Source organism: Paenibacillus sp. FSL H3-0321, from assembly GCF_038002865.1.
GTDB lineage: Bacteria > Bacillota > Bacilli > Paenibacillales > Paenibacillaceae > Paenibacillus_AQ.
On sequence record NZ_JBBODH010000001.1, the window covers coordinates 520,831 to 546,969 of the forward strand.

The following is a 26,139-nucleotide window of genomic DNA, read 5'->3' on the forward strand; positions in this document are numbered from 1 at the left end:
GCGGGTATTATGGCTTTAGCTGGCGCACGACCGGGATGCGGCGTTGGTAAAGACGTTCGACGTGGTGTGGAGAACAGCTTTCCAACTCTGGACCGCCACTAGCGCGCGTGACAACCTTTACACCCATCCAGCCGCAACCCGCCACGGCGGTGACCATGGGGTCGGTCTGGAGTTGGGCGAAATGTACGGGTTCGACATTAAAGCGATGTCCTGCGGAAGCCTGTTCGCTGTGCAGGTTGCGGCCGGGATGGTAACCGAGAGCGGACCCAAGACACGGGTTCTGGCTGTCGGCGCGGACCGGCACTCAGGGATCATGGACGGGGCCGACGCCCGGACGCGAGCGCTGTTTGGGGCCGGTGATGACCGGTTCCGCACCTGATCGAAGGCCTCTGGCGGGCTCTGGCCGTCCCGCCGGGGGCTATCTGCCGTCACCAGTAGAGGATGGCAGCACTTCCGCCACAGCTTTCAATGCCGTTCCCTTGATGGGTTAATTAACCACAGGGCTATTGTATTTATCTTGGCAGGAGGAGAGGCAGGAAGGGCCATGGGAATTGGAATCGGTCCAATCTTTGACCTTGCAGTTGCGTATTCGAATTCTGGTCGACCATGTTATTTATTGCCGTGTAGATCAATATCAAACATTCATTATATATGAGCTTCTCGGAATGAAAGTGCTGGTTGTAGGGATTCATCTTCTCTCACCTATATCAGCTCCTATAGATGATAGGTACGTGGATGCTACAAAACAAAATGAAAATATTGAAAGAATTGAAGCTGAATGGGGAATAGATAAAACTATAGTAATCGGTGATTTTAATATGAATCCCTTTGACAAAGGGATGGTCAGTGAAAAAGCCTTTAAGGCAACTCATTGTAAACAAACTGTGTTATCCAATAGAACAAAGAAACCATATTACTTTAATCCTTCTTGGAGAGCCTTTTCCAATGATCTTACATTAGAAGGCAATAATGCCCCTCCTGGAACAATTCACTTTATCCCCCGAAACAAAGATTCAGATGTTAACTTTTGGCATATATTTGATCAATCCCTAACCGTATAAGCTATTCAGATCACTTACCTATAAAATATACAATAAATCTTCAAGCTGAATAAACAACCATATGTGTCGTTTGGAGGTAAAGAGATGAATGATTTTAAAAGAGCTTTAAGTGAAGTTGAGGAAAAAAAATTACTAAATGATATGTCAAACGGAGATTTGATTTCGCGTAATTTATTGATTGAACATAATTTAAGATTAGTTCATCATATAGCGAAAAAGTTCGAACACATGAAGGAAGATTTTGATGACTTACTCTCTATAGGAGTACAAGGATTAATTAAAGCGATAGATACCTTTGTATTAGATAAAGGTTTTAGATTAACTACTTATGCTGCAAGATGTATAGAAAATGAAATCCTGATGTATCTGCGTTCAAAAAAAGATTATAACTATGAGGCGAGCGAAGCTCTCCCCGAATTTGAAATTCAAAAGTTCATTAGTAGTAGTAATCTCCCGATCAAAATTTACAATGCTACAGATGATATCTTATTGTTTAAACATATTAATAAACTTATTGTTTCTACAAATGACATAGTAAAAACACTAAAGACAAGCTTAGCTTTGCAGTTAAGCATTATGAAATCTGACGACAACTATTTAACAATTCAATTGGATTCAATAATTAAAGACCCATATCTATATGAGATTAATATTTTCACAATAGTTTTTTCAATAATTGATAGTGAAGAGACAAAGTTTGAAATGGTTTATAACTTTGAATCAACGGTTGTATCGGATATTGATCTTTTACAGCCTTATATCTCAGAAGCCATTGCTGAAGCCTTAGATAAGGGGAGTAATCATAGTAACATCTCACTACCACCACTTCTATAAATATTCATTACTGAGATGTGGAGTATGAGATATCATGAGATCAATAAAAAAATAAATTTCAAAATTACGAGAGGAGGTTCTGCATTGTCAAAAATAGTCCTTCTGGCTGGAAATGGTTTATCTGTTGCTTTAAGCAGCGAGTTTTCTATGGCTAATATAACAAAGAAGTTTTTTGAGCGCTTGGGAGTAGAACATAGAAGATTTATTGAATACCACATGATGGATAAACTTAATCTTGTTGATTTTGAAGAATGTATAGCCATCATTGAAAAATTGTACGATGAGCTCCACTTTCACCAATCATTCTATACAAACGGTATTACAGGAGAAAAGTTGCTTACTGCATTCAACCTAAACATCGTAGAACAAGGGACTATGTTCTTGTCCACCGACAACTTAACAATTTTTGTCGGAGGACAAGAACATAGTCTCATTAGAGCCCGCGCCCAGCGCGGGTTTTCTGTTTTAAGGGACCAAGTTCTTGTCCCGAGCAAAGGACAAGAACTTGGTCCCATTGCCGAAAATGGACAAGAACTTGATACTATTGCCGATTTGATGAATGTCTAATCACAAAATTATTTAGGTTTCGAAGGTAGCGTTAAGAAGTAAGCTACGCAACGCAGTCCCAGTTAATTAAAGCGAGCGAGGACCGTCGAGCTTCGCACCTTATATACTGCTTATCTTCAAAAGAAGTGCTTCTCTAGTGAGAAATACAATCCCGTGCGATTTGATTTGATTGTTATATTATCAAGATTTTTTAACGTTCCGGAACCGCATTCCAAACCAAAGAAAGGCTCGTCCAACCCACATAACGAATGCCACTTCATAACATCACGCCGTTTACTTACATCGTATCATGTCCATATTTCAAGACAGGTCGAATTGCCTGCTAACATACGTTCCATTCCGACTGTTATGATATAATATAGGAAAAAAGTTGCAGGACAAAAGGGTATTCAATGGAGTTTAATTCACTGCGTCGCCTAGAACAAAGGCGATTCCTTACAAGATAAATTTCAAAAATTGAAAGATCAAATTCTTACGGCTATCTTTGCAGCTAAGAAATAAATATTTCATTAAATTCCAACAAACTGTCTCCTGTGGGACATGGTGCTGCTTTAGATTTTGAATATATATGTACCAGAACACTTCTTTAATATTTATACGCAAGTTGCACTTGTCCATTAACGGAGGAATTAGGCTTAAACAGTATGATGAATTTACGTGACACATCCATCGTCCTCATGAATGCAGAAATCCTAATAACTTTGCATCAGCAAGAACCCTTCTCTAGCTGGGATAATGTGGACATCGGGACATTCATTTGGAATCAGTATAGTGGGGATAGAAGACGGTCTTATTGGTTAGCGGGTTACACCTACGATTAATAGTCCTAATTATTAAGAGAACATGTAAAATCGGCTTGTTAAAGATGAAAACGGTACAAGTTGGGTCGACCAAATCGACCCAACTTGTACCGTTGAGATTAGAGAGAAGCCAGTCATTACATATAACTGTTTTGTAGTTGACATGGGGAGAGATACCACTTTTATAGATTAGCCACTTAGAGTAGTCTATTTCAATTTTTCTACATGTGCGTTTTTTAAATCTCCAATTCTGCAGCGAATACAAGACGCCGGTCAGTATTGTTATTGTTAGTTTCATCGATTTCAAAACGTTCATACTCGAAAACGATCAAACGGTACAATTCTTCTCCACGAAGTAAAGGCAAAGTAATTTGTGCTGACCACTCTTTCGGGTCTTCCATTGTCGATAAAGGATACCTAGCGTTTGGCACAGGTAGCCATCCCTGGTTGGATGACCTTGATTCCTTTGTTTCGAGCTGTACTTCAACTTCTCCCCCTAATGTTCCATCAAGAACAGAAAGGTAAAATGGACCAGCTAAGTTTACCCTCAATTTCATAGGATTGCTTGTATCCTTCTCGACTGAAAACAATCGATCGGGGGCTACCTGGATATAATCCATCAAAACCACGCGGGAGAGATAAGCACCTTCTATAGAATTTGGCTGATATCTCGTAAGAGCCAAACGAATAAATGGATAGTTGGCATCTAGGGTATTGATGTCTACCTCACAGAACCATAGTTTACGAATTGAATCGTACTCTACATTATGCCCCACCACTTGTACCTTACAGTTTGGCAACTCGTCTAACTTCACATTTGCTACATTTGTAGCCCGTGTGAAATGATTGGACTGAGGGAGGGAAGGGAGTATGGAATCATCTTTTCTGATGGAATCTTTGGCCCATTTTGTTATATAGGGTTCTACTTCTGTTGGTGGAGAGGTATTTGGATCAGGCCAAAGAATTATTCCGAGTAATTCTCCATCGCCAGATGAATACCAGGGTCTGTCTAAATATATCCGTAAGCTGCCACCTTTTCGTTTGATTTTTTTCCCCTTAACATCATGTTGAGGTTCCCAACTAAATGTGGGGACAGCGTATAACACTTTCGGAGCTGCAGGTGGTGCCGAATTAAGGATATCGAGAGAAAAATATTTTTCTGACGGTATCGTGATTGGACCAGGAAAATACGAATATTGAATTCCAACGTTCTCCCCATTTTGGATTGCTCCAGTGGTAGTGCGAGCGATGGTTCCCCTAGCGTAATCAATTGTGTAATCTTTTTCTCGTTCGTACTGGATGTTCATATCCTTGCTTAGAACGATCTCTGTTTGTTCGACAATTAGATTGTGACTCAACTGCATTGGCTCTGTGCGATAGAGAGTGCGATCTTCTTGAGCAGGAAATTGAAAGTACTCACTAAATCGACTGGTAGCATCTGCAGTATAGGTCACCCGACGATATTTGGTGTCGCCAAATTCATGGCGGTAGTAAAGCGGGAGCTCAGTCACATCAGAATTTACTTTAATCTCACAAACACGGCTATTTTGTGATATAACTTTCCAGTTTGACTCAGATAAAGCATCTACGGGTTCTTTCCATGATGCGTTAATATCGATCTTCACCGTCGATTTACCACAGATTTTTATGAAATCTGCTAAGGTTGCAGAGGTTTGTCCCAACTCTCTCTTCGAAGTAAGGTTTTGATAAGCAGGGGCTATCAATGGCTGCAGGACAGCATGTACCAGAGTTAATTCTCGATAAGGTGTTATCATCCAGTGGCGACCATCTAGCGCATAAGTACGTAGCTCGTCGGCAGTAGGAGATGGAGTATTCCTACCTTGGTTTGTCTTCAAAGTCGGTTCTTCAAACATACGATAGACACCCATGAGCTCCAAATCTCTTTCAGATAAGAATGAGCTCATCCGTACAGTTGTTGACTCCGCCATAGGTAAATACACTTTCAATACCCTACTCTGCGAGTCCCATATAGGCTTCCCCGATCCTTCTTGAATTTGGAAGCGGAAAGATGCAGAATCCTTCCTAGGAAAATTAGAAAAAGGTACTTTCTTGTTCTTATCATTCTCCATACCGGGTAACCCTAAAAAAGCAGCCCCCCTTGAAATAGGATCAGAGATGTATGGAATAACAAGCTGTTCCTCTCGGTGAGGTCCACCATCAATGCTGCCAGTATTTTTGGTCATTAACCCATAAGAGCGTGGATCAAAACCTGATGGTGTGTCGAAATATCCGTGTTGTTCTGCCATCAGTTGAGTTACTTTAGGTGGTGCAATGTGCCGCTCTACAACCCTATCATAATTATTTCTAAGAACCAGAGTATGGATTGACTCGCCTGGTCCCATATCGTATCTTAAAACAACAACCGGCGATTCCACAGGTTCGTATCGACTGTAGAATAATTCACGTGTCTGGGTAATATCCGTATGCGATGAATCCTCCTCCAAATTCCGGCTGTTTCCAGCTAAATCTACCGTCCTTAAGCGGAATCGATAAGTCCTGCCATATCGCAGTTTGGGTAATGATTTATAAACCGGTTTGAAGTGGGTTTCCAGCTTGAATTCGCTGCTTGAACTATTACTTTCCGTTACACCAGGTCTTGGCGCTACGAGACTCCAGCCTCCCCATGTAAAAAGTGATTGGTGGAGATTGAGATCTTCCGTTGAGCCGTCAGCCGCAGCTGTTAAGGCCATATCAATAAATCCCTCGTCTTTTTCCTCAATCACACGATCACTTCGTAAAAAGTGATATTTTCCATTTCGGCTACACAAAGAATTCCATTTATTTGAAATCGAATCCCATACATCGACACGATAACCACGTACCAGGTGCTCAGCGGATAGGAATCCTCCCCCACTTTCGAGGTCAGTATTTAGCTGAACACTCTTATTAAGAGATTGATACAATTCTTGAGCTCGATCTGAATACGCTATCGATATTCCATGGGAGCGGAGGGAAGGGAGGGAACTTCCCTTGGAACGGTCCCAGTCTCGATTTCCTGCAATGTTACGAATGAAGTCTATAAATTTAATCGCAGCACTGTCGGCATCTAATTGTGTGACAGAATAAAGGTCAACCTCGTTATTGGGGTCCACAGCTGGATCAACCAGTTTCAAATAACCTTCTATTATTTCTGTATCTGTACTTGCAGGAGCTGAAATGAATCTATTTTCGCCAAGGTCTAGCTCATAACGAGTACGTGGGCATCTGTCAATGCTATTGTGAAGGGTTGGTGACCAGGTAGGGATTATTGTTACACTTCCGTTGGATGGAATCCCCACATCTAGATCAACCTCCAGATCAAATACTAAACCCAGGTATCGCATCATTAGTGGGTAATCGCCTAGGCTAGAGACTGCTTGATGAAAATCAAGACTAGGGACTTGAGGTTTTACTCTTTTTTCAGGATCTCGAGGTACGTAAAATCGTTTCAGCTGTGTAAAATCCCATCGCCATTGACGAGAGGTACGATTTTTTATTGATTCACGCTGAAGAGCACGTTTTAACTCAAGTTTTTTTTCTATAATTAAGTCGTCATCACTTCGTGGGATAAGTTCTTGTAAGTATTCCCACTCTGGACGGTCAAAGCGAGGAAACTCAATAGGATTATGCTGAGCTATTTCTCGGTAAATATGTTTAATCAGCCAATGAAGGTTCCCTACCGGGAACGAACGAATTCTTCGTAAATGATCCTCGTCAGGATTAAACACGTAAGGCATTACAGTTGTTTGGGGAGGAAACAAAGCTCTCCATAGATCAAACTGTGGTTTAGAACTCACAATGTTTGCCTTTAGGGTAGGTCCATTTTCAAAGCTAATAGAAAATTCCGGATGCATTCTTGGCCAATTAAGGAAGTCGTTGAAGTGTTTCAGTTCAATGGTTCCATCTTGACGTATTGTTGAATCTGAAGCATCTGCCATTAATCTTGGTGAAATCATGACTGATAACCTTAGACTTTGGGTATGGTCCTTCTTAATTCCATTCGGTAACGCCGTCCATAGGACAGTTTGTTTTAGCATAGTTAATCCTCCTCATATTAAGCAAATGCATCGCAATATTCTGACCAGTCTTCTTCAGTAATCATTTCATCGATCAAACGGTTATCGCCAGAGCCCGCAAACTGTTTTTCCATTGTCAGATTCACTTTTTTGCTATGAAGGAGTAGTTTAATCTTAACCGTTACTGTCGCTTGACCCCAAGCCACTCCAGGATCGCGATAGTTTAAACTAAGATAAAACTCTGTCGAAACCGTTACTAAGCCGAGCACCTGTAACGAACCGCCGCATCTCACGTAACCGGTAAGCTGACAAATTTGGTTGTTTTGAAAATCGTTCTCCATGCGATAGTAGATGCCCGCCATGAGGTAGATACCACCGCTTGCAACCCCCAAATCGAGTACTTGATTGCCGCCAAACTCCAAAGAAGCTTCGAGTAGTTTTATTGGATTCTTTGGGTCAAGTGACAACATGATACCGAAAAATCCACCTCCGCCAAATGTTCCGACCGTAAGTAAGAATGGATTTTCACGTGAGGCAAATGCAAAATAAAAAGTAGCTGGAGTACCATCAAAAGGTAGAAGGAAGCGACTAATGAATGTTAAGTTCTCGAGGCTCAATATACCCAAACTAACTTTAGGAATTGCCAAACTTGTACTCACAGCAACACCCAGTGGAGTTACATTAATACCAGAATCTTCTTTGATGGATTTTAAGAAATCCTGTAGGTTAGTCACGAACTGGAGTGATCCACTAAACTCAACGTTTTTAATCACTGGTGTAACTACAGGCTTTTGACCACTTCGAGCATTGAAGGTCAATTGGCTGAAATGTAGAATCAAAAATTGGGTGGTTGGACTCGTCCCTATCAAATTAACCTTGAAATTTCGTAGTTCTCCCGTAACATCGTACGTTGATTTTGAAGATGTGGTGGTCATTAAGGTTGTGAGCTTCATTGTGGAATTATTCATGACCTCAAAGAGCTTCTTATCATCTGATTTTAATACAGGTTCAAACATATAACGGGTCTCTATGGCTTCAGGTATGGCGTTGGTGTCTTCTTTGCCATTTACCTTCGGATAAATTACCCGGGTAGTCATTTTTGGAATACTGCCTGGTGATTCGAAAATGTTTACTATCTCGACTATGTCTTTAAGCAGTATTCCTCCCATCAGCTTGGCGTCTCCGAGGATTTTGTCAGGTTCTAACCACTTCTGAATCTTAGCATCCGCCACTGGACCATAGGTCCGTGACAAGCCATTTATATTAAAATTTGGGGTTACAATGCCTCCGACTTTATCAATGGGGAAGTCCTTTCGAACTTGATCAGGTAATTCGAAAAACACTTCGCCCGGGTTAAATGTAGTGTTAAAGCTTTCTTGAAGGTAAGTTTGATGATACTCTACAGTGATTGAATTATCAGCACTGTTAAGATAACTATTATTTACACCTGCAATTTGGTCAGCTGCGGGAATATTAACGTCTGCAGCAGCAATAACAGGATAAAAACCCGGCAATTCACAATTTTTATCTGCTTCAAAGCTCATTGTTTTCACGGTGAAACTCGTGTTTCCGGGTTGGTTGGTTGGTGCAAATGCTACTTTTTGTCCATCCATCGACCGTGTTCGGCGTGTTAGATTGTCTGGCTTAGTATTAAAATCGTCAATCAGTGTTTGACATATACTTTCAACGAAGGCAAGAGGTGTTGTGAATTCAATCAGGCGGCCTTCTTGATCTTCACCCTCCACATGAAATAAAAAGTCATTCTCATCAACGCTTAACCAAGGTAATCGGACCTTATTAAGTGGTGGAGTCTGCAGAGTTTTTAAACGAATACGGCGGAATGGTAATTGACGCCCCTCATTAGGCATACCTGGTACTGGAAAGTATCTCTCAGGTTCGCGGACAACAACTATTGTCCAGGAAACAAGATAGGCAATCATGTCCTTATTTAATGGGGATGCTTCACATCTTCGCTCAGTGAAGGTGATCATTGATGCGCGGTGCCCGAAGGGGAACAGGTACCCTTCATAAACTATTTTGACAAAATTGTCGCGTCCCATAGCAGACCTATGAATCCATTTACTTAAATTTGGTGGTCCCACTTGCCAACTTCCATCAAGGTCCAACCAAATTCCTAATGAAGAAAGCATCATACGATTAACTTGGATAGCATTTTTAAATTCCAAAGAATTCTTAACTATATCCGAACGATTTTTTTCGTTGAGTGACATAGTGAACTTAGGGGGGGGAGCTTGGTCCATATTCCAGACTGCACGTACTGTGCGCAAGAAGGACTCCTGTTCATCTATGCCATCCTTTGTTCGCACCCCAAGGCGAGTATGCCAGAGTTCAGTCAATCCTAGAAATGTAGCCGGATAAAAAACATGATTCCAACCGCCAAACCAGTTAGGTGACAGTATAAGACGATATGGGGCCTCTATTGCTGTATGCTCGGCTTTCGGAGCTACTTTCTCGTCGGGAAGGAGTTCAGGCAGAAGTAATGGGTGAGTTTCATCTAGATTATACCCAGTCAAGCGTGTAAGTAGGAGGTTGGGGGAGACTGGAGATGGCATCGCCGTCGGCACGACACTCTGTTCATAGCTACTCCAGTTTAGAAGTGTCTCTAGGGTATATTGAAGCTCTCTCACATTTTCAGGAATGCGAAAAACTAAGCGGCTGGGTCCAGACATACGTGCAGAAACTGGTGGTTCTGAGTGTTTATTATTGTTGATCTCTTTTTCTTCAAATACTTGCTCCGCGATGTGTTGCGGTGGAAAATGCACAGCCATATAGGCAGGGGTGTCGGTCGATAGACGTTCCAGATGTGCGCGCTTACCACCTCCTGTCTGAAAGGCAAAATTTTCAAATTTGAATCGGAGCAGTAGGAGGTCCTTTGTCCGTAATAACGAAAAGGATAGATCCGACATAGTTAGAACGGGTGAAGGTAACTTCGGATTAATTTGAAGTGCAGGTAACCCTAACTTCTCTGTTTCTGCAAAGCCAGGATGCCGACCAGATCCGGTAGGATAAATACCTAAAACTTTGAAAGGATTGGCGGGTATAATGTCAATAACCAATCCTTCCAAAGGAGCAGCAAAAGAGAACAGAGCTGGAGCCACCAAAGCACTTTCAATACGCTTGTTCCTTGCGATGAGTTCGAATTTTGCATCTGTGCCATCACCTAGAAGCAGACTACTGCCACTTAGGTGATACCATTTGGGTTTAGTATTGAATTTGCCGAATTGCATGGCATGAATTGTTTTACCATCAAATCCCATGGCATACATAACGTTGTGAAGAGGAAAGGCGAACTTCTGGCTATTCTGGAAATTAAGAACCCATTTATCAATATCGCCTTGGTTTGTCTGAATAATAAATGCTTGCTCTTTATTTCCCTTTTGGCTAATAGAAGCTTCTATGTGTAAATCATCATAAGGTTGATTAGTCGAAAGCATTGTCCATCCGTCAGGTAAATCGATCATATGAATTAAAGATCCAGGCAGGTATTTATGAACCGATTGCAAACTAAAAATAGTGCGCCGTTCGGGTTTTATATTGAAGAGACTTGCGTGACTAAGGGAAGGTACCCCAAAGACGATATTACCTGAATAGACAGGAATACCCATTACATTGAATGCAGCAACATCAAGACCTTGTTCACCTTTTAAATGAACGATCCAGTTGGGAAAAAAACGGGTGCTTACCAATCCATTAAAGGAAAGTTCTCCATGAATACCAAAATGACATACGGTTGTATTATTAAAAACTGACCACCCTGACAACGGTTGCTCACCAGCTAGCCAGTCATCCAGTATAACATCGTAATTATTTAGCCCTAAATCCATTTTCAAGTTCATCATTTCGCGACCTTCATCGGAGTAAACTTCACAAATCAGATCGGCTAGGATATCGGTTCCAGGGAAATAAGCATCTTTCAGTGTAATTTCAATTTTGTTGTGCGAAGTGTTATGCACCTTAAGTTTCGGCTTACCGTCAAAAAATTTAGGATCTATTATCCATCGCTCTTCTCCTCCGTGAATAAATACCACACGTTCCGACTCAACTCTCACAACAGATGTCTGTTTCTGCATAGGAGAAGGAATCGAGATGCCAGGATAACGATGTTGTTTCAAATATGATATATTCAATTCTACGCTCACAAGCTCACCTTCCATTGATTTGTTTTGTTAAAAAATGTTAGATTCATAAACTCTACTTGGCCGTAAAGGTATCTGAAATATCTATATCGGGACTTTTTATGCAAAATGAATAATTTGAATGCGCTGCGGATCAGGGGAGTTCGTAGAACGAGCTTCACGTTCAAATTTATTTATAAAATCAACAAATGCTTCATCAACTAATTTGCCTCCACTTGGATCAGCAATATGAAGCGTAGTCCTAGTCCCCATGTTCAATTTTTCAATTGAAATCCCATAAATGATCCGTGCGTGAATGGAAAATTTGTCGTTAGATCGCTCTACAGTTGTCACCCAGAGTAAACCGTAGAGTTTCAACAGACTAAGAATTCCTTCGGGGCTATAATTTTGTGGAGCTTCACCAACTAAACCAGTACTACCAATTAAGTTCTTTTTATCTACTGGATATAGTCCGTTGTTATGAATGTAGATATCAAGGTATTTGTCTTCAAGCGTTAATAATACTGCTTCAATAGCAAGATTCGTTTTATTTTTCCAATTAGTTAGCATAGTTAGAACAGTGGCCCAACATCCGTTGTTGAACTCTTGTGCAATAACCGGTATTGTCCCAGGTACTTTGTAATTTTCGATTGTTAATAATTCTTGTTTATTCAATCGTTTCAGCCCCTTTACTGTTTAATTTTAATTTTCCCTGAGCACTAATTTTTATGCTCAATAATGATTCGAATTTTTAGCATGCATTCGAATTGTGAAAAAAACATGATGAAAATGGATATAACAAAAGAGGGTTTCCGCCTGGTTATATGGGTGTGGTATGTAACGTTCACCTGGTTAATCGAAGAATTTTTCCAAAAAACTAATATATTCGGAAATATTCCTATAAGCGTCCTAACAGCAATATTGGATCGTTATAGGAAAAATCACCGGTTTTGCTGGATGCTCCTAGGAATACTGCACAGTATAATAGTGATATTGGAAGGCGCGGTAGAGATGAATGGAGGTCTAAGAGTAAACAGTGAAGGATATTTCGAAGATGTATACAGATTACAGTATCCCGTGGTGGACGAGGAGATTGAGTTCGATCAAAAGGTGCGAGTAATTGTTAGTCGGATAGTCGCCAAGCGTGCTTTCCCGAACGTCTCTGATACTTACGCGGATATAAAGATGAAGCAGCGAAATCTTTTGCATTACTTCATCATACTCTTCTGGCAAAGACCCGGACATATGTTTATCGGAGAAGCACAAGGTAAGTACGGATGCTTACGCACCGGTATTCCGTTCACCTCAGAACGCTTAATCCGGCGTAAAAGGTTTAAGAAACATTTACCACATGCTCGCTTTGTCGTGGAAGGAAATCAGGCCGAGCGCTCAGCAACCATGATTTGACGATCTATTGAAACGTTAGACAGTCCATCGCTAATGTGGAAGGTGTTCCCACTGCATCCATGCGGTGAAATCGGAAAGAACCGGACCGCAACACATTTTTAGAAAGGATGATAATAATGTATTTTTCTGAGGATGATATAAATTTCTCCTTATTGACCAGTCCCAATCAATTTGAAGAGCTAAGCTATGACCTTTTGTCAAGACAAGGATTTCATACATTAAAATGGCGACAAGGTGGAGCTGATAACGGAAGAGATATTGAGGCCCTTTATACAACAGGTAATCCTTTGACTGGACCTATCACTGAAAAATGGTTTATCGAATGTAAATATTATACACATGGTGTGCCAGTTAATGAGATCAGCACAAAATTTGATTGGGCTAGTGTAGAGTGTGCAAGACATCTTGTCATTATTACTAGTTCATATCTAACAACTGCTGCTCGTAGTTGGGTAGAGTTAAGAATGCAACATGAGCGCTTTTTTTTCCATCTTATAGAAGAGAAACAATTGAAGAAATTAATTTTACAATTCTCGGATATTGTAATTAAATATTTTAAATCCGAATCAGAGAAACTACTTATTGATACAATTAGAAGCTGGACTTATCACAATGTCCTTCCTAATAGAAGGGCTTTATCTATTCTTATCAATGATCTTGATTATACTAAATTGACTCCTTATGAGCTTAGCTTTCTTTGTATTACATGCGCGATTTCCACCGACGGGCTTGATACTACCAGTTTATTGGAAGGATTGGAAGAACGTTTCGATAGTATTGTTAGTTATCTAATAAGTCAGGATAATCATGAAACTGCTATTTTCACAACCCTTAATGTTGTTCAAGGATCAGAAGTAGGATTTGGATCTTTAACTGAAAACGAGATATACACAAATTATTTAAAAGCTATATTAACAATAGATTATGATGGAAAGATGATTCCCGCTAACCTTTTAGTAATTTACAATGATTTAGGAGAAGGAGTTGAAGTGATACTATTTCGTGGCCAAGAAAATAAAACAATTATTAGGCATATTAAAGAATGTAGTGATGAATATGCTCTTCATACTTCTTCAATATTAATTGACAGATTCTACTAAATGATTTTCGGGTAGATTTTTTCATTAATCTTATAAGGAAAGGAGGAAAGATTTTAAATGCAAAAGTATTCCTTTCCTGCTAGTCTGTTTATGGATAGCCTTCCTTTAAGAAATTGTCTTGAACGTACTGAATACGATGTTACTGGTTTATATATCATTTTTGGGAATGCAAATGTTCTATATGTTTGTAACAGTTTCAAGAGTAGACAAAACGACTGTGCACCCGCTAGTCGAGGCCAGACTTGATGTACTTGTGGAGCAGGCCACAGATAAAGTGATCCGAAATCGGATTTCAACCGTCAAAAAGCATTTTTGGTAATTCTACCAAATTTCAATGAATGAGTAGCGCCGACATATATACTTAAGTCATACAATAGTGCATTGTCAGTGCCGGTGGAAGAACATAGTCCGCGCCTATCGTGGGTTCTGTGAGGGCATGTTCTTGTCCTTTTCTTATTACAAGAATCTTATTACAAGAATCTTATTACAAGAAGATAATTATATTTCCTTTATGTAAATTTATCCTTCATTTACACAAAGTATAAACCACAGTCTATTCGTGCAGTTGGCTACCTATCCGCTCTAATAGTTTATCTTCAATGTAGTTGGTGCGCTGCTGCTTATATCGGCTTTCGTCCTCAACTAAGTTGTAGTTTATTATTTAATGAAAGAGAACATAAAACCAAAGTTTAAAAGTGTAATAAAGGAGAATATATAATGAAAAAAGCTTTTAACCTATTCGATTATTTAAAAATGGAGCACTTTAAAAAAATAGTTATATCCGTTGGGGAAGTTGGACTTGACCATGCTTCCCATAATGAGCTGATACAAAGTATCCCGGTTCTAAGATCGATAGCTGATACATTAGATTTAATAGACAGTATTCGTAACAGACATTTACTAATAAAATTGACTATATTTTTCGAAAAACTATATAGTATTCCGCTAGAAGATAGAAGGCGATTCATCGATAAAATTGCCAAAAATCAGAATAATCTTAGTCAGCAAATTTTAATATATTTGGATCGACAAGAGACAAATGAAAAAGCAGGAATTCTAGCAAACATATTCACAGCTTATTTGTACGAAAAAATTGACTATACTGCGCTTGTTAGATTAATGTCCATTTTGGATAAAGTTGTTTTTGGGGATCTGAATATTCTAAAAAATGAATTTATTCGACAACTTGAGTCGCCAATTGAGGGTACACAGAAAGTTTGGTTATTGGGAACTGATTATGAACATCTAGTTGCCACTGGGATGTTAATCGAAAACACAGGATTTAGCTTAAATCCTAGCCAAGTTAATTTGTCTGCTTTTGGACTTGAAGGTGAGATATATGAGCATTCTCAGTTTTATGTAACTTACTTAGGGACAAAACTAATTAAACATGGCTTATTAGTGTGAAGAGCTGATTGGATGTCTCGACCGAAGTCATGGATTGAAAATGCATCGTATTCTTAATGAAGAGGAGAAATTTATATGGATGCAATTGAAATAATGCTAAGGGCCTTAGATTCGGGATCACTGCAGAGATTAGCTTGTGATATGCTTCCTCTTCTACATACAAACTGGAAGGGAATTAATAAAAGCGGAGGAGTAGAAGGCACCAACAAAACTAGAAAGGGTACACCTGATGCTTGGTGTGAGAGAGAGGATGGTACATTAGTTTATATCCAGGCTACAGGTGACCCAAAAAAAGGTAAAATCATAGACGATCTAAATAAAAGTTTAAACCAGCTAAAGAGCTTAGATAAAAACGTTGGAGCTTTGTGCGTTGCTTTTCTGAACTTCGATCCCCAGAATGTTGAAATCGAAATGTGCAAGGTGAAAGCTAAGGAGTACGAATGTGAGTTCAAGTTTTATTCAAACTCTAAGATTTCAAAATTACTTCAAGATAATTTCCCGGAAATAGTAAAAAAATATCTTCCTGTGCACTCTTCAGAGGTAAAGAAAGTATTTGAAGAAATCTGCAGTGTATTATCGACACTGAAAGGGAATTATCAAGCTTTATATAAGTACTTTTCTGGCTACACTTCAAAACAAGTTTTCATGCGGCCAGAAATGGAAGAAAGCAATAATGCGATGATTAATTTTTTGAATCAAATGAATCAAACATTTTCGAATTTGACTTCAATTAAGGATAAAAATTATTCACTTCTTTCAGATGATGATGTCCTAAAAGAAATTGAAAAAATAATCAATAACAAAATACCATTTAACGGAGACGTTTCCGATATATCGGATGTATATGAAATCATTACTGACGAAACAATTCACAGTAAAAGAATAAAAGAGTTTGATATATTGTTAAAAAAATTAATTAAACTAAAGTGATGGTTTAAGCTTATCGAGTTTTGAGTTGTTAGAAGAAAATTAATTATTGGACTGAGAAAATAAACTTGCAGAATGGCAGAACGTTATGAAGTTGAGCGATCAGGAGCATGGCCAGCCGCTGCAGCCCTACACACCTGGTTGCTTCCAAACAAGCCGGCGGACGAACTGTGCCGGCTCGGTATTACAGTTACAATAGTTCCACGCTGCTGGTTTGTCCTAGTCGTTCCACTGCCGGCTCCACAGATTTGGCCCGATCTGCATATCGGCGGCGACGGCAGCAACAGCGTGAAGAAGCTGCAGCTAGTCCTCAAGCTTGTACTGGTACACTGACAAGACCAGGTTTAGGCACATTTGGCACATCAATGACGGCGGCGCGTCAGGGATGTCGCCGGAAGCTACATTGGATTGATGCTTCTTGACGACCAAGGGCTCAAAATCATCCAGCCGGTCCCGAGGAATGAAGATTTCCTGTTCGCTGTACTCACTGACTACCGTTTTACGGCTCTTTCCATTTCGACTTTTGGAGTGAGCTTTGCCTTCACCTCATGTTTTTATAGCCCTAATGGATATCCATTTCCGCTTCCAGCATCTCCTGAATCGTCTCTGCAAACAGGTCTTTCAAGGCAATTTGTGCATCTTGTGCACTGACAAGATTGTTCTCCTTAATGAACTCCCGAAGTTGCTGTTGTGACCAAAGTCTCATATGTTCTCCCCAACCTTTCTCTTACTTTCATTTTAATGGGTTTGAGAGTTTACACAATATATTACAGACTCATGACGATAGAGCAATGGGCAGTCATCCGGGACTGTCTGGAGGGTATTCCTTATGAGATTAATCCGACACATGAGGATACTATGGGCATAGGGGAGTTTGAAAACGCCAATCTTCGCTTTATCATTTGGCATCTATTTTTGGTGAGTGTTGCTATGTTTCATTGTTTTTACTACGTATCAAATAGTTAAACTAAGTTTGATTTAGTATAATGATCTCAGTTGGAGTTTATAAGATTAGGAGGAATATTTTTATGCATTCTACATTACTAGTTGATGCAACTGATCTAGTCCAATGGGCAGATAGACGTGACTCACAATCCGTACTACCTCAGCTTATTCGAAGTTTAATACTCTCAAGTAGTGATCACATTGAAAAAATTAGCTTTGCTGCAGGTGAAGGAGTGAGTCTTGGCGGATGGGATGGTACTACTATTGCCGAGGAAAGCAGTAGTTTTGTACCAAAAGGAACAACAGTGTGGGAAATGGGGGTAAACAGAACTGTCAAAGGGAAAGCTGATGACGATTACGAGAAACGAAGCAAAAACCCTTTATTTATGATTCCTGAAGAAACCTCATATGTTTTTATCACACCTAGGCGGTGGAGAGATAAAGATAAATGGACTGAAGAAAGGCAAAAAGAAGGGATTTGGAAGGAAGTTCGTGTTTATGATGCCGATGATCTTGAAACGTGGTTAAGCCAAAATCCTACAGTTCATGTTTGGTTGTCTATACTATTAGGTAAGCACCCGCAAAACTGTACTGATCTAGGTAGTTATTGGACAGATTGGTCGGAGGAAACCCAACCTGCTATCTCTTCAGAGATGGTATTAGCAGGGCGTGAAAATATCAAAGCAGAAATATATCAATGGCTGAAAAATTCAAATTCTCCACTAAGGCTACAAGCAGAAACACGTGATGAAGCTATAGCTGTATTTGCTGCCTCTATTAGTCTGCTTCCCTCAACAGAAAAGGATTTTTTTCTATCAAAAGCAATAGTGGTAAATAATTCAGAAGCGTGGACTTATCTATCATCATCGCAAAATAACCTTATACTAATTCCTGCTTTTGATTCAGAAGGTTTAAGCCGTGCAATTAGGAATGGCCATCACATCATGATACCTTTGGGGCGTTCCGATAGTTCATCGTCAAGCGCTTTGAAGATCCCACGCCTTTCCCGTAATAAAGTGACAGAAATCCTAATTGAAATTGGAATAGATGAAAACTACTCGCGTGAACTCGGACTTTTAGCCCGAAGAGGACTTACTACATTTCGTCGACAGGCTGGTCTTAGTCCAGAAATAAGGCAGCCTCTATGGGCACGGCCAAGTGAAGCACGATCTCTTATTCCATTATTAATTGCAGGTGCTTGGAATGAAACAAAAGAAGGTGATAAAGAAGCTCTCATTGAATTAGCAGATAGTTCTTACGATGATCTTACTGAATCGCTAGTAAGATGGGCAAACGAATTTGACCCTCCTGTCCGTCGTATAGGAGACGCATGGTACATAATTTCAAAAGAAGATGCATGGTCACTCTTGATTCGTTACGTTACCCCAACAGATATAGAAAAATTTAGATCAGTAGCTCTTAAAGTTCTTACTACAATTGATCCTAAATTTGATCTGCCTAACGAGAAGCAGTGGATGGCAGGGGCAATTGGTCATTCATCTAATTATTCAGGACTTTTCATAAAAAATATAGCTGATACACTAGCGTTTATGGGATCTAAGGAGGATTCTTTTCATCCTACCATATCGTTGAGGACTCATGCCTCTACTATTATTTATGAGTTATTTAATAGTTCAAAAGGAAGTTGGCAAGTGTGGTCTACATTATCCTCTGTCCTCCCACTTCTTGCAGAGGCAGCGCCAACACAGTTTCTGCAAGCACTTGAAGACGAAATATTAAATGAGGAGGCAATTTTAAAGCTTTTTAACGATCAAAAAGATACTATGTTTAGTTCTTCTCCTCATACTGGGCTACTTTGGGCACTTGAGACACTCGCTTGGAATCCAGAATACCTTGGTAGAGCTTCAATATTACTAGCTAGGCTAAGTAAGTTGGACCCTGGTGGAAAGTTAACGAATAGACCTAATAATAGTCTTCGTGAAATATTTTTGACGTGGAATCCGCAAACTTCTGCTTCTGTTGACCAACGTCTTCAAATCCTTGAAGTACTTTTAAAAAGGGAAGCGAAAATTACTTGGGATTTGTTATGTAGGTTATTACCACAGTTCCATGGCGTAGGACACAATACATCTAAGCCAAAATGGAGGGACTGGGCTCCAGATCATAAGAGAAACGTTTTAGTAGCAGAGTATGACAAAATAACCCATGAGATTGTGAAGCTCTTATTAACGGAAGTAGGAGACTCAGGCGAACGTTGGGATGAAATCATTAAAGCTTTACCAATGTTATCTTTAGAGGACTTTGATGTTGTTTTAAATGAACTTAATAGACTAAGCGCTATAGACATTGGGTCAGAAGATAAGGCGCTGATTTGGAACGCGCTCAGAAAAGAAATATCGAGGCATCGCTCTTTCCCTGATGCAGATTGGGCTCTTCCTGAAAAAATAGTAGATAGTATAGAAGAAGTTTTTCATAAATTTGAACCGCAAGAACCAGCCCCCCGTTATAGTTGGCTCTTTAGTATTCGGCCTGAATTGCCAGAAGGGCGTGAAGAGGATTGGGAAGAGCGTGGAAAAAAACTTCACGAAGTAAGGGCAAATGCACTAAATAATATATATGAAAGATTTGGTATTGAGGAAGTAATTGATCTCATCACAAATGTCGAACATCCATTTCAGTTGGGTTCAACGCTTGGAGAAATCCGATTGATAGAAACGGAAGAGGATAGGTTTCTTCTGAATTACTTGGACTCACCTGATAAGAAACTCGCACAATTCGCTCGTGGATATATTTTAGGTAGTGTTAAGACTCTTGGAAATGACTGGGCAGTAAGGAAGCTTGAAGTTTCCAAAGAATGGGAGGCAAATAAAAAAGCAGAAATATTAATATGTTTACCTTCTAATGAAACTACCTGGAGTTTGGTACAGCAATCAGGAAATGAGGTTGAGAAAAGATACTGGTCATTAAGTTCCCCGTATTCTATAAATGATAAAGGGTTAGTTAAGGCGGTTCACAAGTATTTACAATATACTTTGCCCTATTCCGCAATTGAATTATTAGCATTACACATAAAAATTGCCAAACCCGCTCAAATAGTGGAGACCTTGAGAAAAACACTTGATGTATCACTAAAAGACAATTTGCCCTCTAATTCATTTTCCCACCATATTTCTGAGTTATTTCAGAAATTGGAGGATTCTAATGATATTGAAGAAGGGGAAATAGCATCTTTGGAATGGGCATACCTCCCTATCCTAGGTCGATACGGCCATGCTCCTAAACTTCTTCATCGTGAATTAGCACGTAACCCTAACTTTTTTGCAGAAATAATATCTCTAGTTTATAACGCAGAGAATGAGGAATCGAAAGAAGCTACCTACGAGGAACGTCAGCGTGCATCTCAAGGTTATGACCTTTTGAAATCATGGCGCACTGTACCAGGTTTTAAGGAAAATAACAGTGTTGACAGGCAGGAGTTACTTGATTGGGTTAGCAACTCTTTACAATTCACTCTTGATTTGGGGAGAAGTACAGTTGGGGCTCAGTATGTTGGTGAAGTCTTAAGTGCATCAATTGTTGGGGACGATGGTGCATGGCCACATGAAGCCGTTCGAGATGTTATAGAGCAGTTCAGCAACACAAACCTCGAAAAAGGATTTACTCTAGGTATATATAACAGTAGGGGTGTTGTAAGTAGAAGTACAACTGAGGGAGGGGCACAGGAGAAGAAGCTTGCCGATAGATATAATGGTTACGCAAATATCTCTAGTGCACGTTGGCCACGTACAACTGCACTACTCCGTTCTATCGCTGACAAATACAACAGGGAGGCTCAACAGGAGGATATAAGGGCTGAACTAAGAGAAGATTTAGATCACTATTGATTTAACAGGTCTAAGGCAGACTTGAATCTAAAGAGGGTGCAAATAAAAGCGTGCTCCCCAGGAATCAATGGATTTAAGAACTAAATAAGGAGGGTGAGGTTAGAGCTGAGCAAGGTACAAACCCGGTCGATTTTCGTATAGACAGAGCCGTCCGGGAAAGTGAATGTCCTGTCCTATAAATCAATCAAATGATTCAAGGACTGGTCGGAACAACCGAGAACAGTGGCCTAAGAGAATCAGCGGTTCCTCCCCCAGACGCCCTCGGTAAGAAAATGGCCCAGTGTGGTACGTGTTGAAAGAAAATAAAGTATTAGACTCAGCGCCACGATCGGCAATCGTCTACGCCGTCCAGCTGCTTCGCATGCTTCAGCTCCCGCTCCTGGTTCTCCGAAAGCGCCGGGCGCCGTGATCGGCAACCAGCTACGTCGGCCAGCGATAGCGCGTGCTTCTGTCTAATACTTTTTTTCTGCTTCGATTCCTTTTGGGCACTTTCTTTGTGCCTCAGTCTACTACTTATTTATTATTACCTGACGATTTTCATTACAGATGGCTTCATAGAAGCAACAACTCTGGTCTAATACCTTATTTTCTTCAAACAAAAGAACACACCACCAACTCCCCACAATTTTTTTGAATCATCGTTATTCAAGGGTTCGAATCAAAGAGTTTCCCTGGTGGGAATTGGACATACCAGATGATGATTTAACTTTATATCAGTATCTAGTAACAGCGGCATTAAGAGGATTCGAACGTGCCGCTATTCAATCTTACAGACCTCTGTATAAAAGGATTCAAAGATCTGATCAGAAGAATACGTAATTGATGGCTTGGACCACTACTATCCTGGGAGAAATATCGTATGCGCGCGGGATGGCCGACTGATGTAGCATCACTTATCTGGTAGCTACCCGGACATTAACAGTGACAGCGTAGCCCGCTGGTAATGCACTTGGCACCTACTTTCTTCCATACAATACATGTGCCGTGTACGCCAACTGAACTTCGCCAGCACAGATTGCTTTGCCCAGGGAATAACTAGTACTCTTCAGGTTTTCAACTCAAAATTTTGTAACTATAATTGCTGTTAATCATTGTCCCACTTTGTTGAAGCACGTATATTTGCAACTATTATTGTTAAGACGGAAGGGGGACTTGATATGAATGAAAAACAAAGATGGATTGTCAACAGTAAATCAGACAACCTTTTTAAGGGCTTCTTGGCGATACTGAACAGTTGTTAGGTAGTCCAATGTATTGATGTTGTCCAGTTGAGGTAACGAAGGAAGCAATAGCTCATTAGAGTGCCTTTACCTGCCTGTTATCGCTTTCATAGCCTTAACCTATAGGGCGATTCTCCATGTGACGAAAGTGATCTCTTCGGGATCTTTTTCCTCAAACTGATGGAACAGATTAAGCAATATTGTACAAGCGACGAGTACGACATACTGTCGGCGGTTGCAAAACGAATTATTGAAGCAATCAATAGACAAGACCCTTCTTGGGATAACGCTATCTGGTGGAAGTAAATTCTTGGGTGCTATTTGATCAAATTCTTTTTTTATTTGATAAAAAGGAGAATGTAGTATATTTTAACCTGCCGGCGCCCCCCCGGAGGCTGTTCACCGATAGGTTTGGAAGGACTCTGTTCTAACTATGAATCAACGTTTTATTAGTTGAAAGCCGAGCAATGACAGGGGACTTCATATACGACAAAATATGTGGAGTGAGATCTAGATGAACGTTGACAGTCATCAACTACCGCCGATCGAGGATGAAAAAGTCTTTGAAAATTTGCTCAAAGATATAATGCGGGTACGTTTAAAAAGCCCGGATGGGGTGCTACTGAACGGCACCCGTGGACAGGCGCAGAATTCGATTGATGTGTTTGGCCGTGATAAGGATACATTGGAATGGGTTGGTGTTCAGTGTAAGGTGAAAGAGTTTGGAAAGAAACTGACCATTCAAGATGTTACAAAAGAAGTAGCTGGTACAGCAGGATTTAATCCAGCCATCAGCACCTATATTATTGCCACTACTGCGAAACGAGATACCCAATTGCAGCAGGCTGCCGCAGTGCTTTCGACCAATCAAATGCAGGTGATCGTTTGGTCGTGGGAAGACATAGCTGATATTTTAAAGGAACACGACTTTAGGCATGTGCTGATGAAGTATTACCATCGTTTTTTTGTGGATGCCAAGTTGATGGGTAACACCATCGGAAAGGTCATTATCTTGCAAGTTGGGACGGATGGTAGGTATATTAGCGGTTACCATTTATTCATCGGGAAGACTACCAATCACGATCCGCATTTCAAAAATACTTATATAATCAATGACATGTTCTCGAAAACTATGGACAATTTTTCGATACCGGCTTTTGAAAGCGATATTGAATATGCCATTCAAAATCGGCATGATCGAAAAATTATCGTTCGATGGATTAACAGCCTGAACATTGAAGATGACGTTATTTATGGCGATGAACGAGAATTCTACTATACAATTCCAAGCCAGACACTCTTAGCCGATTTTGCTCTAGATGAAGATCCATCAGAGGATAGCGAAGAAACAGATTAATTTTTGCGGCCCAAAAAGAGTACTCAGAACGCCGCTGGGTGATTAAATAAACCAACAACTTGAATGTGAGTTTTTTCTATTTCTATGTCCAAGTCAGGCGTTTATTCAGGCAACAGAAAAATAGAAATTTTAGAGGATTTAGCTTTAGGAGGGCACTACAGCGTACAGCGGCGCTGGTTGATGATATGTAGAGTAGCATTGAAGGGGCTCTTCCGGAGCCGCTTGCCTGCGCTCAGTCCGGCGTCTTATGATGGTTAGCCTGACTGCGCCGGGCGGATATCTTGTCGTTAGCACGGAAATAAGCCTACTTAATATTTGCGTTTCATGGGCCTGCAGGAGCTTTTCCAGATACGGTTTCTGCGGTGGAACTGATCCTTTCCCGACAGTGGACACCCTATGGCAGAGTTACTTCTGTCAAAAAAGGCTATGGTTCTGTCCTATTAAAACCCGTACCTCACGCGGGTTTTCTATTTTAAGGGATCAAGTTCTTGTGCTTTTCGCAGGATAAGAACTTGATCCCTTTGCCGAAAAAGGTCAAGAACATGGTACTATTGCCGATTAGATTATCATCTCAAACTAAGCCAAACGCATAGATGAGCTGATCAAAGTTGATATTAAGCTTAGAAGTCGAATTTCTGTAGAGGAGAGATACTTTTCAGTCACTGAGTAATTGAAAAGAAGCGGATTCATATGAATAGAGTATTGCCGGGAGTCCAAATTTTCCGCATCGCCCCGAATTAAATTAATATAGCTGTTGATCTCAAGCTAGTCCCAAAGAGTCCGTCGATTGTAGAGATTGAAAAAGAAGTTACTTATTATCACCAACATAAAAAGTTTATCAGACCTATTTATGTTGATAAAACAAAGTCTGGTTATCGTTACGCAAAGGATATTTACAATATTCGGTAGCTAAAAAATTAGAGACATTAAAGTTCACTTCTGAGATGAAAGTCACTTAGGATGAATTTTAGAAAGACTATTATTATATGCGGGAAAAAATTTATATTTTTTTATGTATAGCAACGACTATTAGAATAATAAATGAGAGATTACAGTGAACGCTTCGTTTTATATTGATGAAAGCGGAAATACCGGAACTAATTGGGACGACAAAACTCAACCATACTTTGTGTATGGAGGTTGGCTTGTACCAGATGATAGAAAAGAAGAGGCTGTAAATTATTTGAATGGCATTCTTGCTTCAATACAGGGTTCAGAACTAAAGGCGAAAAGTTTTCTGAAAGGCAAAAGTGGAACGTACCGTTTCTATAATCTTTTTAAGAAGTTAGTGATCGAATTCGGATTCCTCCCGTTTTTTGGTGTAACAGATAAAAAGTTTATGATAGCAGCAAAGATAGTGGAAACTTTTTTTGATTGTGACTACAATCCCAATGTAAATGATTATTTAAGCCGTCCTGTAGAACTTAAAAAAGCTCTTGCAGTATGCATATTTCAAGATGAGCAAGTCATGCAGAATTTCTCAACTTTAATTAAAAACGGTACTGTTACAATAGATTTAATGAAAAAGATCAATGAGCAACTTATTCAGATTTTTCAGGATCAAAATCAAGAAAAAGTTGCTGATACATTAAAAAGCTTATCCGATGAAAATTTATCAAAGATGATTAAAGAATTTGAAGCTTTAACAAGCAACGGTACTAGAATGAGGCATATTGCTCTTACAGGCACAATGTTGATAGAACTACTGAAAAATATTGAATTCTATTCAGCTATGCAAAAATCATATGTGTCTGTATATCATGATAATTTAAGAAATTATGATGATGTTTTCAATGATTTGAGATCAAAATTTTTGCACAAAGCCATTCCGTCAATCTTTGGAACCGATAGTAAACCTTTTTTATCAAATTTTCCACATATAGATTCATTGACGTTACTGAATTCTAAAGACGAAATACTCATTCAGGCAGCCGATTTGCTCTGTGGATTTGTTTCAAAAACTTTTCAAGAAATTGCTACAAAGAAGAGAATTGATGATAATTCTATAATTGTTTTTCAGTTCTTGGCACATTTATATGATATGTTCAATGACGTGGGAATAAAATTATGGAACCTATATGGAGAATATCAGTTTCTAACAGATTTTTTATCAGCAATATTCCAAAATGCTGAATTTTCAAGTGAGGATCATTTAAGAATTATCGATGCAGAGTTCCCTTTAGCTTTGAATAAATAATAAATTTTCAAAAGGAATAAGTATAATAATTTTCACGATTTGTTTACTTTGACAACAGCGGGAGTCTAAGAGTTAATTATCAAATCTTGAACTTCCGCTGCTTTTATTAAATATCATACTAAACATTGACCTCTCTGGTTGAACGGGAAAATATAGAACATGATTTGTAATACTTGTGACCCTCCACAATTTGTTAAGACTGTATAAGAGAACTTTCAACGGCCAGCCGCCCGCCGGATCGTAGGGCATTGTAGCCTAAACGGGTGGACCGGTATTAATGGAGAATAGCCAGGCGCAGTGGGCGCAGGGAAACTGGGAAG

General features: G+C 39.8%; 15 protein-coding genes and 1 pseudogene. 12 read left to right on the forward strand and 4 right to left on the reverse strand.

The genetic code is table 11. The features are described 5' to 3' along the window. The first annotated feature begins 181 nt into the window (after positions 1-181). The 4 genes from MHI45_RS35075 (at position 182) to MHI45_RS02035 (ending at position 2,462) form a co-directional block, all read left to right on the forward strand. Positions 182-379 carry a hypothetical protein gene (locus tag MHI45_RS35075; protein WP_076111063.1) on the forward strand — a complete coding sequence of 66 codons (198 nt, stop codon included), beginning with the start codon at positions 182-184 and terminating at the stop codon, positions 377-379. A 286-nt stretch (positions 380-665) separates the two neighbouring features. Next, a complete protein-coding gene (locus MHI45_RS02025; RefSeq protein WP_144024329.1) occupies positions 666-1,061 on the forward strand; it encodes a hypothetical protein in 396 nt (131 codons plus the stop codon). Positions 1,062-1,145: 84 nt separating this feature from the next. Continuing rightward, positions 1,146-1,895 (forward strand): sigma-70 family RNA polymerase sigma factor, encoded by a 750-nt coding sequence (locus tag MHI45_RS02030; protein WP_076111065.1) that lies wholly within the window; start codon positions 1,146-1,148, stop codon positions 1,893-1,895. An 84-nt stretch (positions 1,896-1,979) separates the two neighbouring features. Beyond that, entirely contained in the window at positions 1,980-2,462 is a 483-nt protein-coding gene (locus tag MHI45_RS02035; RefSeq protein ID WP_076111066.1) for a hypothetical protein, read from the forward strand. A gap of 1,036 nt (positions 2,463-3,498) precedes the next feature. Here the strand turns inward: MHI45_RS02035 and MHI45_RS02040 are convergent. The 3 genes from MHI45_RS02040 to MHI45_RS02050 form a co-directional block, all read right to left on the reverse strand. After that, positions 3,499-7,299 carry a hypothetical protein gene (locus tag MHI45_RS02040; RefSeq protein WP_076111068.1) on the reverse strand — a complete coding sequence of 1,267 codons (3,801 nt, stop codon included), beginning with the start codon at positions 7,297-7,299 and terminating at the stop codon, positions 3,499-3,501. A 17-nt stretch (positions 7,300-7,316) separates the two neighbouring features. Continuing rightward, the gene (locus MHI45_RS02045; protein WP_076111070.1) at positions 7,317-11,438 is read right to left on the reverse strand and encodes a hypothetical protein; all 4,122 of its coding nucleotides are present in this window, start codon (positions 11,436-11,438) and stop codon (positions 7,317-7,319) included. 96 nt (positions 11,439-11,534) lie between these two features. After that, entirely contained in the window at positions 11,535-12,089 is a 555-nt protein-coding gene (locus MHI45_RS02050) for a papain-like cysteine protease family protein (protein ID WP_076111071.1), read from the reverse strand. Between the two features lie 105 nt (positions 12,090-12,194). On the opposite strand from MHI45_RS02050, the gene MHI45_RS02055 reads away from it, so the two are divergent. The 5 genes from MHI45_RS02055 to MHI45_RS02075 all read left to right on the forward strand — a co-directional run bounded on the left by MHI45_RS02055 (position 12,195) and on the right by MHI45_RS02075 (position 16,588). After that, complete coding sequence (locus MHI45_RS02055) at positions 12,195-12,821, forward strand: hypothetical protein (protein ID WP_076111072.1); 627 nt, start codon at positions 12,195-12,197, stop codon at positions 12,819-12,821. A 116-nt stretch (positions 12,822-12,937) separates the two neighbouring features. Next, positions 12,938-13,921, forward strand: a complete 984-nt coding sequence (locus MHI45_RS02060; protein ID WP_076111074.1) for a restriction endonuclease — start codon at positions 12,938-12,940, stop codon at positions 13,919-13,921. Between the two features lie 717 nt (positions 13,922-14,638). Beyond that, positions 14,639-15,328 carry a hypothetical protein gene (locus MHI45_RS02065; protein ID WP_076111077.1) on the forward strand — a complete coding sequence of 230 codons (690 nt, stop codon included), beginning with the start codon at positions 14,639-14,641 and terminating at the stop codon, positions 15,326-15,328. 75 nt (positions 15,329-15,403) lie between these two features. Then, positions 15,404-16,258 carry a hypothetical protein gene (locus MHI45_RS02070; protein WP_076111078.1) on the forward strand — a complete coding sequence of 285 codons (855 nt, stop codon included), beginning with the start codon at positions 15,404-15,406 and terminating at the stop codon, positions 16,256-16,258. A 72-nt stretch (positions 16,259-16,330) separates the two neighbouring features. Next, on the forward strand, positions 16,331-16,588 hold the full coding sequence (locus MHI45_RS02075; protein WP_144024330.1) for a hypothetical protein: 258 nt from the start codon (positions 16,331-16,333) through the stop codon (positions 16,586-16,588). 66 nt (positions 16,589-16,654) lie between these two features. Here the strand turns inward: MHI45_RS02075 and MHI45_RS35080 are convergent. Next, a pseudogene (locus MHI45_RS35080) lies at positions 16,655-16,961 on the reverse strand (transposase); the annotation flags it as partial. 322 nt (positions 16,962-17,283) lie between these two features. Between MHI45_RS35080 and MHI45_RS02090 the strand changes: the two are divergent. The 3 genes from MHI45_RS02090 to MHI45_RS02100 all read left to right on the forward strand — a co-directional run bounded on the left by MHI45_RS02090 (position 17,284) and on the right by MHI45_RS02100 (position 25,819). After that, the gene (locus MHI45_RS02090) at positions 17,284-21,045 is read left to right on the forward strand and encodes a hypothetical protein (protein ID WP_076111080.1); all 3,762 of its coding nucleotides are present in this window, start codon (positions 17,284-17,286) and stop codon (positions 21,043-21,045) included. 1,734 nt (positions 21,046-22,779) lie between these two features. Next, the gene (locus tag MHI45_RS02095; protein WP_076111081.1) at positions 22,780-23,622 is read left to right on the forward strand and encodes a hypothetical protein; all 843 of its coding nucleotides are present in this window, start codon (positions 22,780-22,782) and stop codon (positions 23,620-23,622) included. 1,054 nt (positions 23,623-24,676) lie between these two features. After that, entirely contained in the window at positions 24,677-25,819 is a 1,143-nt protein-coding gene (locus MHI45_RS02100; RefSeq protein ID WP_076111082.1) for a DUF3800 domain-containing protein, read from the forward strand. Positions 25,820-26,139: the final 320 nt, after the last annotated feature.